The sequence below is a fragment of the Enterococcus sp. ARL09-542 genome (genome assembly GCF_005234805.1).
GTDB classification, from domain to species: domain Bacteria; phylum Bacillota; class Bacilli; order Lactobacillales; family Enterococcaceae; genus Enterococcus_D; species Enterococcus_D gallinarum.
In genome coordinates this window covers 170,959-184,540 of record NZ_QPQX01000001.1, presented here as the reverse complement: position 1 = coordinate 184,540, position 13,582 = coordinate 170,959, and the positions used below count along the sequence as shown (strand labels likewise).

The window sequence follows — 13,582 nt, the reverse complement described above, 5'->3', positions numbered from 1 at the left end:
GGCTACTCGCCGACTTGCATTGTATAATTATTTTCGGCTTCTTCTAGCATTTCGTCCAAACTCAATGCATCATCAAAATAACTCTGCATAACTCCTCGAAGAGCATCAACCGCTGCTTGCGTATTGTTGCCATAGTCGACACCAGGGATTTCAGCCATCCAACTCGAAAAATCTTTATAGATGGGCGCATCATTGAAAAATGGGTCTTTGTATTGATACGCATCCCCTTTTTGAGATGGTAAATACGTTCCCACTGCCCCATTCTCGACCAATATCTCTTGATAAAATTCATCATTGCCTGCAAATTCTGTCTTCAAGAAATCCATTGCCAGTTCTTTATTTGGCGAATCGTTCAAAACTAACCAGCTTGATCCGCCTAGGTTTGAATAGGGGGTCGCCCCATCAACTGTCTCTAATTGTGGCAGATGTGTATAAGCCCACTTGCCTTTTTGATCCTCCGCGGAACGAATCGTTGCTGAAAACCAAATGGCAGAATTAACCGCCGCGACTTCACCACTCGTAACTGCTCCGATTCCCTCAGGAGCAAAATAATCTACCGGTTTTGCTAACTCTTTCTGGTCAATCTCTTTTAGGATCGGCATCATTTCGCGGATCGCTGGATTGTCTTTCAAGAAAATTTTGCCCTCTTCATCGAAATACCACAGTCCGGCAGACTGCATCGCCATCTGCAGATAATGGGTCCCACGGTTGGGAATGAATGCGACAAACCATTTACCGGTCTTTTCTTTCACATCTTCACCGATAGTGACAAATTGGGACCAAGTCAAATCTTTCATATCTTCTTCACTGTAGCCTGCCTCACTTAAATAATCGGTGCGATAATATAATCCGGCAGAACCAGAATCAAATGGGACTGCATAGATTCCCTCCTTATAGGTAGCATTCTCTACTTTGTATTCGGCAAAATCAGCAAAGTCGATGGTATCAGATAACTCCGCAAATTTCCCTTCATAATTCGTAAGATAACTTTGTACATCATAATCATCCATCAAAACGATATCAGGCAATCCTTCTGATACCCCCGACGTGAATCCAGAAACCATTTTTTGCTTTGTGTCCTCATTCGACATTTCGATGACATTCACTTTAATCTCATCATGCCCATCCTTACGGTAGTACTCCCCTGCTTTTTCCATAATTGGAATATTGAAATTCGTATCCCAAGCCCAGACAGTCAATGTCTGCTCATCTGAACTAGCAAAATCTCCTGATTCACTACTCTCATTATTACTGGAACAACCAACAAGCAACGCAAAGCTCAATATACTATATAGAAAAATCAACCTTTTTTTCATTTTTCTCTCCTCCTATTTGCTTTTCCTAAAATCCCAGCAAAGGTGCAATAGAAAGCGATTGCACCTTGCTTTTATTATAGATATCAGATGAAAAAAACCAAATAATTGAATTTCTGTTGATAAAAATGAATAAATTTGAGCCATGATGAATGGAAACAAAATATGAAAGAAGTGCAGAACAATGAGATTAAAATGAGAAAATGATATAGTAGTGCTAACATACAGGAGGTGAGCAGATGGTTTTTACGATTATTCTAAAATTATTCTTTGGGTTATTTGGCTTATTGTTGGTGGCAAGACTGTTAGGGAAAAAGACACTGTCGGAAATCACACCTTTCGACTTGATTTATACTCTCGTTTTAGGCGGAATTTTAGAAGAGTCGATCTACGATGACAACGTTTCGGTCTTCCATGTCCTTTTCGCTATCGCTTTGTGGGCACTGTTGATTTACTTTATTGAAGAATTTGTTAAAAAAAATGAGACAATCAATCGCTGGTTGAAAGGCGAACCGGCAGTCTTGATTCACAATGGTCAGCTCAATATACAAGAGATTACCCGCAATCATATCGAAATGGAGCAGTTGCGAACCATGTTACGGCAACAACAATGTTTCTCCCTTGCAAATGCCAAGTATGTTGTACTGGAAAACGCGGGGCAAATCAGTGTTTTAACACATTCAGAGGATGAGCAAACATTGGCAATCATGCTGGTTGACCAAGGAAATATTCAATATCCTGTACTGCAATCCCATCATTTGAGCGAAACTTGGCTACGAGAAGAATTACAGAAACAAGGCTATTCTTCTTTCAAAAATCTTATTTATGTAGAGTGGTCCCAAGACAATGGGTTTTATATCATCACCAAGGCAGAGACGATCCAGGCTCGCTACCGAATCGATGGCTAAAACAATCATTCGATTTTAAGATACTTTTCCTCTTTAGGAAGATGCCATCAGGAAGATACCATCCATCAAACAACTATTTTCGACGAGTAATCACTTAGCAATCAGCATGAGCAAAAAAGACTTACTTTAAAAACGTTATTTTTTCCTCACTGCCTCTTCATAGAGATTTCTTTGTTTTCTTGGAATTTTTTCAGATGAAAGAAGTATTCTACTGAATTAGATGGAGGTGAAGGGATATAGAGGTAATTGGTGGATTGATTTTTTGGATTCCTGTTTTATTGTTTCTTATTATCGGATCGATATTTATTACATGGCGAAAGAATGTCGTTGTACTACTCTTTCTTTTGATACCATTTTTGTTTTTTTACTAAATGTTTTTGATCATCATCATTATGAACCCATGTCTGATTTGATGTACAATCTTTTAGGACTAGCTCTTTCAATGATTGCTATCATCTTTTATTTGCTTTTTCAAAGCAAAAAGAAATAGAGTCTATGCCATAAGATCTTCGACAAACGGATATCCCATCGGTGACGATGTCCCGTTGTACTCCAGTCGAATCTTGTAACAAAAGAGCGATGATTCAACGATCAATCAGATGTTTTTTATTTTTACTAAGATTAAATAAGTGAACGAATACTCACTCAAATAAAAGATATCCCAACAATGAGAAATAGTTAGCCCGTCTTCACGATTTTATCGCGAGTATTGGCTAGCTACTCTTAGGCGGGATATCTTTTTTCGCTTGAATCTTCTTATACAAAGCAGAACTCAATTTTTTCACTAGGGCCTTAGCTATTGCTATAATTGCAGGCAACTAGTCCACTTGTTCGATAGTCGTTGTCCCCCAGTTCATGACATTTGCAACATGGACATACCCATCATAAAGATTTAACAGCAAAGCGATTGCACAGACAATATAAACAAGTCGATAAAAAGAATTTGTCTTCTTGTTGCGCCAAATGGCAAAACCGCTTAGGAGGATGCCTAAAGGAAAGATGAATGAGGATACGCCGGCTAAAAGCAGCAAAATCAATCCTTCATCTTTATCAGAAGACATTTGTTGGGTGATAAAACTCAACTTCTTCTTTTTATCTTCAATTTCCACATTATTCTTTTGAATTTGTTCTTTCAATTGTTCATTTTCCTGCAGCAATTCATCAATCGATACTTGATAAAGTTTGCTTAGTAAAACTAAATTATCAATATCTGGATAGCCACGCCCATTCTCCCACTTAGAGATCGACTGACGAGAAATCTTTAATTCTTCTGCTACGGAAGCTTGCGACAATCCGCTTTTCTCACGATATAATTTTAGTTGTTCCGCTAAGGCCACTAATTTCATCTCCTACACCTATTACTTTACAACTAGTTTACCATTAGAAATGGTTGCGGTCACGCTTGCATTTGTTGTAATCGTTCCAGCTTTTTGTTTAAAGCTGCAAGTAGCCTTAGTAGTCGTATGGGTTAATGAACTCGAAAGAATACTTCCTTTCAATGCTTTGATGCTCAAATTTGTCGCCGCTGTGATCTGTTCTTTTGAGTTGATCTTTACATTATAAGAAGCAGTCCAACTTCCTTTGACTGTCTTAGACACTTTATAAGTTCCTTGAGCAATTCGTGCAAAGGGTTGAATATATTCAACAGATAGTACGACTTCATCACCCGCTTCATCAATATAAGATATCTCTTGAGAACCGACGCCAGCGGTCATTTCATAAACAAGCTCATCTGTATTCTTTTCATCCGCTGCAGCTGTGACAGACACCCCCAAAAAACCTAAAAAACAGGCTACTAAAATAACTAATTTCTTCATAAAAACACTCCTCTCTTATTTGTTTTCACTTTATCGCTTTTCTTGAAATATAAGGAGAAACTATAGGTTTACAGGGGGAAACCATTGGTTTACATCCTTCATTTCCCTTTCATTGTAAACAAAAGGTTGCTTCTTTTCTATAACAATTACTGTAATAATGGAAAAGTACGATCTGTGGGGAGGTGTCAGAATGAAAAGGCAAAATAAAATCCTATTATTCAGTTTTAGTCTGCCGCTTTTTAGTGTTTTTTTCGGTCCAGTATCTAGCCAACAATTTGGTCCCTTGTACGAATATGCTTTTGGCTTCCCGCTAAGATTCATCTGGTATAGGAGTATCAATGAACCTCTTGAAAGTCATTGGGCACTCTTTTCCTTTGAAAAGATCGCTCACTTGCAAGTTGATTTACTTGGCTACTTTCTTGCAGTGCTGCTGACTTATCTCGTTTCCCGATTTTTGTTCGAGCAACTCTCACAATGGCTGCATAAGCATGTGCAAAGCGGACTATTATAAATAAAAGGAATGTTTTCGTTAAGAGGATAAACCCTTTCTCAATCCACAAAGACAATACGACCTCAAGATGTCGTAGGCGAAAACAAGTTCCCCCTATATATTGTGGATAAAACTGTTAATATGTGCATAACTCGGTCTTTGACACGCTGTTTTACGAATAAAATGGCCCAACAAGTATCCTTTTCACAGATAAATGTTGGGCTGGTATCTTAACTCATCCTCATTTTCCAGCAGACCTTCGCAAAAAATTTTTTGCCTTGCTGCTAAACTTATTTTTGTTATTCGTCATTCTCGTGCTATCCATCGATCTCTTTCAGTGCTGCTGACGGCACGTCTTCTTTGGCAATTTCTTCATACGTCTCAACATGTGCCCCTTTATTCGTCAATTTCAAAAAGCGCTCTGTCTTCAACACTTGTAAGCCTTCAAATTCTATCATTCGAGTCTGGCCATCTGCCGTGGCAGCTACTTGTTTGTAATGAGCAGTGCCATAGCCGTTGACCGATTCAGGCGCTTGCGTTTTTACATACATTTCGCTTTTTGGAACAAGTGGATTCAATTGATCTAAAATTCCTGCCACCTCTCCCGATGCTCGGTTAGTGTACAACATGATTCCCCCGCACAGAAGTAAGAAAAACAAACCAATGGATAAGATTGCTCGTACGATTTTTTTCATCATATTCTCCTTTCGTCTCTCTTTCTATCTTAGCAAAATAAAAACAGGGGAAATCGGCCTTAGGTCCCAATCCAAAATAACAAAATTGAAAGGTTGCCGTAAGAAAACTTCTACAACTTATTGATATTTGCTTAATACTGCTTATCCAGCTAGGCAACAAAGGCAAAAAAGATTACAATAATTAAAAAAAGGAGTACCTATATGCTTACACATTTCAATCTTATTGCTATTCTTTTGGCAACACTTGCTTTTATGATCAGCGGGAGCTTACTTTATAATCCAATCCATGCTTGGGGGCGCTTTTGGGCAAAAGAATCTGGCATGCTAAATAAAGAAAGTCATCATATGTCTGCCGGCGATGTCGTTTTTACTTTTGGCGGGACAGCTGTTGGCGGACTATTATTGGCATTTACACTAGGACAAGTCACCTATTGGTTCAATAAGTTTGACCATGACGGTTGGATGATGACGAGCTTGCAAGTGGCCTTTTTGCTATGGCTGGGCGTATTTGCTGTGGCAACTTTCGTAAATGCAGCCTATGCTGGACAAAGCAAAAAACTGATTGGTCTGCATTTATTGAATGGTGCAATCGAGTTAGTCATTATGGGAATCATCATTGGCTTGTTTCCAGTGGTAGGTTAACAAGCTGATACGCAATCATAAGCAAGTGTTTCTCAAGCTATCGGGGGCAGAAAAAAACAGGTAATGTAAACCAATCAGTGAAAACCTGTCGTAAGGTATGAGTGGGCTAGCTTGTCGTTTTTTGATTATTCTTGGGCCAAAAAAAGAAAGAAGGGATCACCATCAACTACCTGCCCAATCTCTTGTCCATTGCACGGATCGCGTTAGCTGGTCTTCTATTGATCAATCAGCAGCCTTTGTTTTCAGTCTGCTACCTCATTTGCGGATTGACGGATGTTTTAGACGGATTTATTGCACGAAACTATCGATTGCAAACGACCTTGGGCTCAAAACTAGATAGTTTAGGTGATTTTGTTTTTTGGTCCATTGTCCTATTTCTTTACATTAAAACTAAGATCTATCCAGATTGGATCATTTATGGCATTGTCTTAGTCGCTAGCATTCGATTTCTTAATTTGATTTTGACTAAAGTTAAGTTTGCTCAGTGGGGGATGCTGCACACATTGAGCAACAAGATAACAGGTCTTGCCTTGTTTCTCCTGTGTTTCGTGGCATTTACTTTTGGTGACGTATCAGGATATATTTGGGTCGTGACATTCCTGCTCGCTTTGTTTTCATCTATAGAGGAAACACTGATTGTCTGGCGCAGCACTTATTACGAACCGAATCCAAAAGGCTTTTTCACTGTTTCTCATCAATCCAGCTAAATTTTAGCAACAAGAGTATCAAAAAAACGTCCAGCTGTAATAAGAGCTGGACGTTTTTTGCGTACTATCTATTATGAATAGTAATGTTTATTTATTTTTTAGCGTATTCTGAAGCTTGGACCCCTGCTTGACGACCAAAGACCATGATATCAGCAACTGCATTTCCGCCGATACGGTTTTGTCCGTGAATACCACCAGTTACTTCTCCAGCAGCGTATAAACCATCAATAACAGAACCGTCTTTTTTCAAGACTTGTGTATTGGTATTGATTTTTACACCACCCATTGTGTGGTGGATTCCTGGTGCGATTTTGATTGCATAGTAAGGACCAGTTGTTAAGTCATAATCCATTGCTGTTTCTCGACCAAATGCTTCGTCTTTTTTATCTTTAACAGATTGATTCCATGTATCTAGTGTTTTTGCCAATGTATCAGCGTCCATGTCGATTTTCTTCGCTAAGGCTTCGATCGTATCTGCTTCAACGACTACACCTTGTTCTTTGTAGAAATCAACTTGTTTTGCTCGACCTGCTAATGCATCGTCAAAGATCAAGTAAGCATAGCTTTCTGGAAGAGCGGTAATCGCCGCAGAAACATTGTCGCGGGTTTCTAATTCGTTGTAGAAACGTTCACCTTGTTGGTTGACTAAAATCGCACCTTCTCCACGGACTGTTTCACTGACTAACATCCCTGTATCTTGAACAACTGTTGGGTGAACTTGAATTTGATCCATATCGACTGTTGCACCGCCAAGAGATTCAATCATCTTGATGCCGTCACCTGTACTGCCTTCAGATGTTGTGCTGACATAGCCTTTTAAATCCGGACGATATTTTTCAATCATTTCTTTGTTTGAGCCAAAGCCACCAGTGGTAACGACAACTGCATTCCCATTGATCGTTTTTTCTTCATCACCGATTTTTACAGAAACGCCAGTGACTTTTCCGTCTTTTTCGTTGATTTTCTTCACATCAGCATTCACAAACAAAGGAATTTCCTTTTCATGGATATTTCTCAATAGTCCATCTACCAAGTAGGTTCCGACAGCAGAGCCGTCATGTGGACGGTGGATACGTTTGACACTTGCACCACCACTGTAGCTGATGTTGTCTAATGTGATTCCCATGCCGTCTAACCAGTCAATGGCTGAAGCTGAGTTATCGACTAAGTAGTGTAAAAGTTCTTGGTCATTCGTACCTTTACCACCTTTTAGTGTGTCATCAAAGAACTGTTGGTTGCTGTCTTCGATTCCTTGTTCTTTTTGGAATTTTGTTTCAGAAGCATTCATCCCACCAGAAGATTTCAATGTGTTTCCGCCTGCGATCGGCATTTTTTCCAAGATGACTGGATTCATCCCAGCTTCTTTGGCAGATAAAGCAGCTGCCATTCCGGCACCACCAGCACCAACAATGACAATGTCATATTGATCTTTTAGTTCAGAAGGATCGGTATATTCTTGTTCAGATGCACCTGAAGCCACTTCTGTTTCGCTTGATGATGCTGAACTTTTTGCTGTTTCACTATCTTTTGTCGCCCCGTTACTACCACAAGCACTGAGCAATAATAAACTTGCAGCGCCAATGACCAATTTCTTTAATCCACTTGTTTTCACTTTTTTCCCCCAACTTTCTTTCTTTTGTTTGATTGTTCTTTGATTCTTCCACTGAAAAAGCAGCGCTCTAGCACTATTGATTGTTACTTTATTAACAAACAAGAATAAAAAAATATTTTGACTATTAACAATTTCAATTGCTTTAAAATCAGCGTTATCATCTAAAAAACAAACCCAACATATTTATATAAACATAATAAAAATAGAAAATAATAAAATCACGCTTATATTTTGTGTAATTTTTCATTAGTTGTTCTAATCGAAATTTCATTTACTGTGTATATGTCCCCATTGATCAGCGGTGCATACATAGAAATATATACACACCGCAGGCAAAACCTTAGGAATTTTTCTTTGATTGCTTCTGGTCAAAATTTATTTGATTGCTTCTATTCTTTACTTGCCAACTGCTAGTTGCTTTTTTGGAACGATAATTTTCTACATCTTTATTACACAGAAATATCCTTAGCGCTTTCATGATTTTCGAAAACGGCACTGACTACTTGTTGCGAAAAAACAATCACATTCTCCTGCAAGATGTGTTCTCCTCTGATGGATTCGATTTTCTTTGTCAGACGTTCAATCTCTAAACTGTCGATCGCTCCACTCATGTAGATTGCCGAACGATTCTGGTAGGTGTTTGAGATAATGATGTCTGGCTCTTCAACTAGTGATTCCGCAGCAATAAAATCAATATTATAAAGAGCGGAGAAGATCTTTTTCAGCTGCATAATGAAGAACTGTTCAAATGAGAAAGGAAAATCTGTTTCTACAGAAACAATGATCTTTTTCTCAAATAAAGTAGGTGTGATCAGAGCCGTGTAGGCAAGAACATATCGTAAGAGCAGAAACTCCTGTTTTTCTGTAAGTTGCCCTGTTGTGCTGCCAAAACAAATGGTACGTATTTTATTCACAAGCACTGGGTAGTAGTGTCTGTAATAGCGGATGATATCTGAATCGGAACCTACTTCCAGGAATCCTTCAAAAGCGTCATAAAAAGAATGCACCGCCAATAAAATGCCGAAGACATTTTTCTCATTTCCGCCATTTAACGGCAATGTCAATTTTTCTGAGAGACTGACTGCTTCTAAATACACCTCTGCTTTTTCTCTTTCCCAAAAATCGATGATTTGCTTATAGGTCGCCTTTTTAGCGTAAAACTGCGTGGAAGTTTGCATCATCAAAAATAGAAAATAAATGCTTTCATCTCTAAAAAAGCTATACTGAAAGAAAGAATCTTTGATATTTTGAAACTCTTTTTCAAATAGATCTTGAGTCATATTGATCGACCATTGAGGCATTTCCTCCATTTTCAAGCGGTTGCCTTTTTTATCTCTGAGGATGTTGATCGCAATCAAGTAGCACCATTTATCCACGATCGATTGCTTCAGTTGAAAATCAAAATTAGGTAAGATTCGCTGAACGAATAATTCTCTGATATGAGCATAATTCAATTCGGGGTAGGGCCACTGACCGCCTTTACAAATCGTCCAAAAAAAGGAATGACCAAAGTAACGAATTTGGCTTTCGGACCCTTCAATCACGATTCGTCTATTTTTGGTGCCTATCTTTAATTCAAAGCGTTGCAGACTACGGTTGATGCAAAGAAATTTTTTTCTTAGGTTTGAAAGGCTTATGTAATTCAATTCACAAAACTCTTCAATCTTAATTCTTTTTGACAATAGACAGTTCTCGATCACTTGATATATGACTGACTGATTATAAATTTCATGTTGTATATCAAAATAAATGTTTTTATTGCCACTAAAAGAGCACCCTAATGCTTTTTTGATTTTGATTGCTTGCGGATTGATTTTTTGCAATTCATTAAGAATACTATCCGTTGTTTTTCGATTCACATTCAGTCTTTCTGATAAATTAACGATTGTTACAAAACTATTTGACTGATAAATATAACGCAAGCAATTGACCATTAATTGGGTTCGCTTTTCAAAAAGATCCTGAATAATCATGTCTTCCTCCTGCATTAAATAGAAGTTCGTTCATAAGTTGCTTTCTTTCATACTCATATAAACTGACAAAACGATTAAATATATATATTAATTTTTAATCTAATTTTAAACATTTGTCGAATAAGTCGCTCATTCTTCATCTGTTCTATGTAGTGCGACTCAACAAAGGAAGAACGCTCAACTTTTTACTGTTATAAAAAAAGGCATCTGACTGCCTTCTCTGACCTTAATTCTGTAATTGATCCTCCCTACTACTTAAGTGCTTCCTTTCAGCCATCAATTTTTAATGAGAATTTAACTCCACTAACTAAAAATTATAAAGTTAATCTGTATCTTGAGAAACCCAATTCGGGAAAATGAACTCACTTTTTTTTACATTGTCACTAGAAATGTTTTGGCAGGAACTCCTATAAATGCAGGAAAATTATTGTTAATAAAGACCTTTTTATCGCTGCTTTCGGTTAGCCATTTACTGACGATAATTATCCATGTGATGCTTTTATACTTTTTCAGGAAAAACAAATCCCCCTATTTTATCTTACACAAGCAAAAGAGACCTTCGAGAATAGCCAAAGGTCTCTTGAAAAAATTATTGTTGATGTTTCTGGACTCATCCTATACGAACGTTCTTGCGAGCGGTATATATTTTAAGATGATTTGCTTCGTGTTTTTTTTAATGCTTTAAATAAGGTGTGATATTGGCCTTTAAAGGACATGGCTTGTTCAAAAATATCTTCGCCGTCATTCAGCATCTTAACAGTAACCCAACCTAAAGATTCAGTAATAGCACTGGCTACCCCCGCGTTAATGGACGCGCCGGCGATCGTACCGACCCCCGGTACGAACTTGATAATATTCCCCACAGCGCTTCTACCTAAACTAACAACAACTAATTCTTTAGAAATGCTTTTTGCGATTCCCTCGACCCACGATTGACCAAACAACTTGTGTAGTCTAGCCATCATCGTCATTTGAACAGGTACAAGGAGTATCGCATCTGAAAACGGAATAGGTGAACAACCAATGATGGCCGCCGTCAGAGAAGCGGCATGGATGATTCGATGCGCTTTCTTCTTCGTAGCATCATCCACACCCATTAAAAATTCAGAGAAGACGGCATCAAATTGGGTACGGCTTTTTGCTTGGATCTTTTCTGCCGTATGTTTTGACTTCTCAAAAGATCGACGAATGATCCCTGCCGTTTTGTTTGGTAGTTTGGTTAAAACTTCTGCAAAGAATGACTGAAACTCTTCTTGTTCTGCCGATTCTTTCACTGGTTCATCCACTTGTTGCAGCAAAATCTCTTTTTGAGATTTTTTATTTTTGGGAGTGTTTCTCTTTAATTTCATAAAAACCACCTTTAATGATTAGTTGTCATAGATTTAGTTGCTTTCTCAACCTCTTATTTTCATCATACACTAACAAACAAAAATCACCTAAAGCCGCGCTCCAGGTGTTATAATTCTTAACGGAAGCACAAGAAATCAACTTCTTTCTAACAAAAAAGCTCACATGACCGATCCAACGATACCCCCTTTAAACGAGAGTCTCTCCCGTGGTATAATGACTACTTGTTTCTTGGGTATTATGAAAGTGTCATAACCTCTATTCAGAGAAGCGTGTCTAATCGAGCGTGTTTTATTCATATAGGCAGCAGCTGCTGCCAATCCCCACAACAAATCATCAATTGATAAGGAGAAAACAAATCAATGACCTATGCACTTGAAATAAAAGATCTAAAAAAAGTCTATGCGACCGGCGTCGAAGCATTACGCGGTATCAACTTGACAGTTGAAGAAGGTGACTTCTATGCGCTTTTAGGGCCGAACGGTGCTGGCAAATCAACAACCATCGGGATCATTACTTCACTAGTAAACAAATCTTCTGGCAGTGTCAAAGTTTTCGGTTATGATTTGGACAAAGAATTGGTTCAAGTCAAGCAACAAATCGGCTTAGTTCCACAAGAATTCAATTTCAATCCTTTCGAAACAGTACAGCAAATCGTCGTCAATCAAGCGGGCTACTACGGCGTTCCTCGCAAAGAAGCGATCGCTCGTAGCGAAAAATACCTAAAGCAATCCAATTTATGGGAGAAACGCGATGTTCGGGCCAGAATGCTTTCGGGAGGAATGAAGCGCCGTTTGATGATTGCACGGGCTCTGATGCACGAGCCGCGACTCTTAATCCTCGATGAACCAACATCTGGCGTAGATATCGAACTGCGCCGAGAAATGTGGGCCTTCTTGCAAAAATTAAATAAAAATGGTACGACGATTATTCTAACCACTCACTATTTAGAGGAAGCAGAAATGCTCTGCCGCAACATCGGAATCATTCAATCCGGTGAATTGATCGAAGATACCAGCATGAAGACCCTTTTGTCCAAATTACAGTTTGAGACATTCCTCTTTGACTTAGATACCTATGTGAAACCACCTGTGATCTCCGGCTATAAAAGTGCTTTTGAAGATGATCAAACGTTAGCAGTCGAGATTGAGCGCAATCAAGGCGTTAATGATTTGTTTGAGCAATTTACTAAGCAAGGAATCAAAGTTCTTTCCATGCGCAACAAATCGAATCGTTTAGAGGAACTCTTTTTGAAATTAACCGAAGAAAAGCATGAAGCGGGGGAAAAAAATGTTTAGTCTTTATTTTACAGCATTAAAAAGTCTAGCGGTCAAAGAAACCAACCGCTATTTACGGATTTGGGTCCAAACACTCGTACCACCAGTGATAACGACTTCGTTGTACTTTATTATTTTTGGGAAAATGATTGGCGGCCGTATTGGCGAAATGGGCGGCTTCTCCTACATGGAATTTATCGTTCCCGGGCTGATCATGATGTCAACGATCACCAGTTCTTACGCGAACGTTTCGTCTTCTTTCTTTTCTCAGAAGTTTCAAAAGAATATTGAGGAACTTTTAGTTGCACCCGTACCTACTCATGTGATTATTTGGGGATTTGTTTTCGGTGGTTTGGGCAGAAGTATTTTTGTTGGTATGCTGGTCACAGTGATTTCTCTCTTTTTTGTTCCTTTGCATGTTTTTTCTTGGGTAATGGTTATTCTGACATTAGTGATGACCGCAATTCTTTTCTCACTAGCTGGTTTGCTAAATGGTATCTTTGCCCAATCATTTGACGATGTATCGATCGTGCCAACGTTTGTCCTACAGCCACTGACTTATTTAGGAGGCGTCTTCTATTCCATTTCGATGCTGCCACCAATTTGGCAAGCTATTTCTAAAGTGAATCCAATCGTCTATATGATCTCTGGATTCCGTTATGGCTTTTTGGGCACAACTGATGTGCCGATTTTAGTCTCTGTTCTGATTCTAGTTTTATTCATAATTGTTTTGTACGGTATCTGTTGGAAATTAATTGAAAAAGGCCGCGGTCTACGCAGCTAAGAAACTGACGGCTATCT

The 13,582-nt window shown here is 38.6% G+C and carries 14 protein-coding genes; 7 read left to right on the top strand and 7 right to left on the bottom strand.

What is annotated here, in order from left to right; all coding sequences use genetic code 11:
- Window positions 1-2: 2 nt before the first annotated feature.
- Window positions 3-1,316, bottom strand: coding sequence for an ABC transporter substrate-binding protein (locus DVW06_RS00865; RefSeq protein WP_005470601.1), 1,314 nt, complete (start codon window positions 1,314-1,316; stop codon window positions 3-5).
- A 236-nt stretch (window positions 1,317-1,552) separates the two neighbouring features.
- Between DVW06_RS00865 and DVW06_RS00860 the strand changes: the two genes are divergently transcribed.
- Complete coding sequence (locus tag DVW06_RS00860) at window positions 1,553-2,221, top strand: DUF421 domain-containing protein (protein WP_003125669.1); 669 nt, start codon at window positions 1,553-1,555, stop codon at window positions 2,219-2,221.
- A 220-nt stretch (window positions 2,222-2,441) separates the two neighbouring features.
- On the top strand, window positions 2,442-2,711 hold the full coding sequence (locus tag DVW06_RS00855) for a hypothetical protein (protein ID WP_238696154.1): 270 nt from the start codon (window positions 2,442-2,444) through the stop codon (window positions 2,709-2,711).
- A gap of 328 nt (window positions 2,712-3,039) precedes the next feature.
- Here the strand turns inward: DVW06_RS00855 and DVW06_RS00850 are convergent, their stop codons facing one another.
- Together DVW06_RS00850 and DVW06_RS00845 are read right to left on the bottom strand one after the other, a co-directional pair.
- Entirely contained in the window at window positions 3,040-3,558 is a 519-nt protein-coding gene (locus DVW06_RS00850; protein ID WP_003125666.1) for a helix-turn-helix domain-containing protein, read from the bottom strand.
- A 21-nt stretch (window positions 3,559-3,579) separates the two neighbouring features.
- Window positions 3,580-4,038, bottom strand: a complete 459-nt coding sequence (locus DVW06_RS00845) for a DUF5626 family protein (RefSeq protein WP_003125665.1) — start codon at window positions 4,036-4,038, stop codon at window positions 3,580-3,582.
- 190 nt (window positions 4,039-4,228) lie between these two features.
- Between DVW06_RS00845 and DVW06_RS00840 the strand changes: the two genes are divergently transcribed.
- A complete protein-coding gene (locus DVW06_RS00840) occupies window positions 4,229-4,549 on the top strand; it encodes a hypothetical protein (protein ID WP_003125664.1) in 321 nt (106 codons plus the stop codon).
- Between the two features lie 296 nt (window positions 4,550-4,845).
- Here the strand turns inward: DVW06_RS00840 and DVW06_RS00835 are convergent, their stop codons facing one another.
- Entirely contained in the window at window positions 4,846-5,157 is a 312-nt protein-coding gene (locus DVW06_RS00835) for a YxeA family protein (RefSeq protein ID WP_369914311.1), read from the bottom strand.
- A 267-nt stretch (window positions 5,158-5,424) separates the two neighbouring features.
- Here DVW06_RS00835 and DVW06_RS00830 point away from each other — a divergent pair, with 267 nt between their 5' ends.
- Both DVW06_RS00830 and DVW06_RS00825 read left to right on the top strand, forming a co-directional pair.
- On the top strand, window positions 5,425-5,865 hold the full coding sequence (locus DVW06_RS00830; protein WP_003125662.1) for a DUF1761 domain-containing protein: 441 nt from the start codon (window positions 5,425-5,427) through the stop codon (window positions 5,863-5,865).
- A gap of 131 nt (window positions 5,866-5,996) precedes the next feature.
- On the top strand, window positions 5,997-6,572 hold the full coding sequence (locus tag DVW06_RS00825) for a CDP-alcohol phosphatidyltransferase family protein (RefSeq protein WP_050762646.1): 576 nt from the start codon (window positions 5,997-5,999) through the stop codon (window positions 6,570-6,572).
- Window positions 6,573-6,663: 91 nt separating this feature from the next.
- On the opposite strand, the gene DVW06_RS00820 is transcribed toward DVW06_RS00825, so the two are convergent.
- From DVW06_RS00820 to DVW06_RS00810, 3 genes are all read right to left on the bottom strand, one after another.
- Window positions 6,664-8,184, bottom strand: coding sequence for a flavocytochrome c (locus DVW06_RS00820; protein WP_005470590.1), 1,521 nt, complete (start codon window positions 8,182-8,184; stop codon window positions 6,664-6,666).
- A 449-nt stretch (window positions 8,185-8,633) separates the two neighbouring features.
- Window positions 8,634-10,157, bottom strand: a complete 1,524-nt coding sequence (locus DVW06_RS00815) for a helix-turn-helix domain-containing protein (protein ID WP_238696153.1) — start codon at window positions 10,155-10,157, stop codon at window positions 8,634-8,636.
- Window positions 10,158-10,804: 647 nt separating this feature from the next.
- Window positions 10,805-11,506 carry a YcjF family protein gene (locus DVW06_RS00810; RefSeq protein ID WP_034704047.1) on the bottom strand — a complete coding sequence of 234 codons (702 nt, stop codon included), beginning with the start codon at window positions 11,504-11,506 and terminating at the stop codon, window positions 10,805-10,807.
- Window positions 11,507-11,866: 360 nt separating this feature from the next.
- On the opposite strand from DVW06_RS00810, the gene DVW06_RS00805 reads away from it, so the two are divergent.
- Together DVW06_RS00805 and DVW06_RS00800 are read left to right on the top strand one after the other, a co-directional pair.
- The gene (locus tag DVW06_RS00805) at window positions 11,867-12,802 is read left to right on the top strand and encodes an ABC transporter ATP-binding protein (RefSeq protein ID WP_137264307.1); all 936 of its coding nucleotides are present in this window, start codon (window positions 11,867-11,869) and stop codon (window positions 12,800-12,802) included.
- Window positions 12,795-13,565 (top strand): ABC transporter permease, encoded by a 771-nt coding sequence (locus DVW06_RS00800; RefSeq protein WP_086269026.1) that lies wholly within the window; start codon window positions 12,795-12,797, stop codon window positions 13,563-13,565. The genes DVW06_RS00805 and DVW06_RS00800 overlap by 8 nt, the downstream gene beginning before the upstream one ends.
- The last annotated feature ends 17 nt before the right edge of the window (window positions 13,566-13,582 follow it).

Excerpts from the sequence above, each read along its gene's own strand:
- DVW06_RS00865 (WP_005470601.1), bottom strand. The coding sequence starts at position 1,316 with ATGAAAAAAAGGTTGATTTTTCTATATAGTATATTGAGCTTTGCGTTG.
- DVW06_RS00860 (WP_003125669.1), top strand. The coding sequence starts at position 1,553 with ATGGTTTTTACGATTATTCTAAAATTATTCTTTGGGTTATTTGGCTTA.
- DVW06_RS00855 (WP_238696154.1), top strand. The coding sequence starts at position 2,442 with ATGGAGGTGAAGGGATATAGAGGTAATTGGTGGATTGATTTTTTGGAT.
- DVW06_RS00845 (WP_003125665.1), bottom strand. The coding sequence starts at position 4,038 with ATGAAGAAATTAGTTATTTTAGTAGCCTGTTTTTTAGGTTTTTTGGGG.
- DVW06_RS00840 (WP_003125664.1), top strand. The coding sequence starts at position 4,229 with ATGAAAAGGCAAAATAAAATCCTATTATTCAGTTTTAGTCTGCCGCTT.
- DVW06_RS00835 (WP_369914311.1), bottom strand. The coding sequence starts at position 5,157 with ATGTTGTACACTAACCGAGCATCGGGAGAGGTGGCAGGAATTTTAGAT.
- DVW06_RS00830 (WP_003125662.1), top strand. The coding sequence starts at position 5,425 with ATGCTTACACATTTCAATCTTATTGCTATTCTTTTGGCAACACTTGCT.
- DVW06_RS00815 (WP_238696153.1), bottom strand. The coding sequence starts at position 10,157 with ATGATTATTCAGGATCTTTTTGAAAAGCGAACCCAATTAATGGTCAAT.
- DVW06_RS00810 (WP_034704047.1), bottom strand. The coding sequence starts at position 11,506 with ATGAAATTAAAGAGAAACACTCCCAAAAATAAAAAATCTCAAAAAGAG.
- DVW06_RS00805 (WP_137264307.1), top strand. The coding sequence starts at position 11,867 with ATGACCTATGCACTTGAAATAAAAGATCTAAAAAAAGTCTATGCGACC.
- DVW06_RS00800 (WP_086269026.1), top strand. The coding sequence starts at position 12,795 with ATGTTTAGTCTTTATTTTACAGCATTAAAAAGTCTAGCGGTCAAAGAA.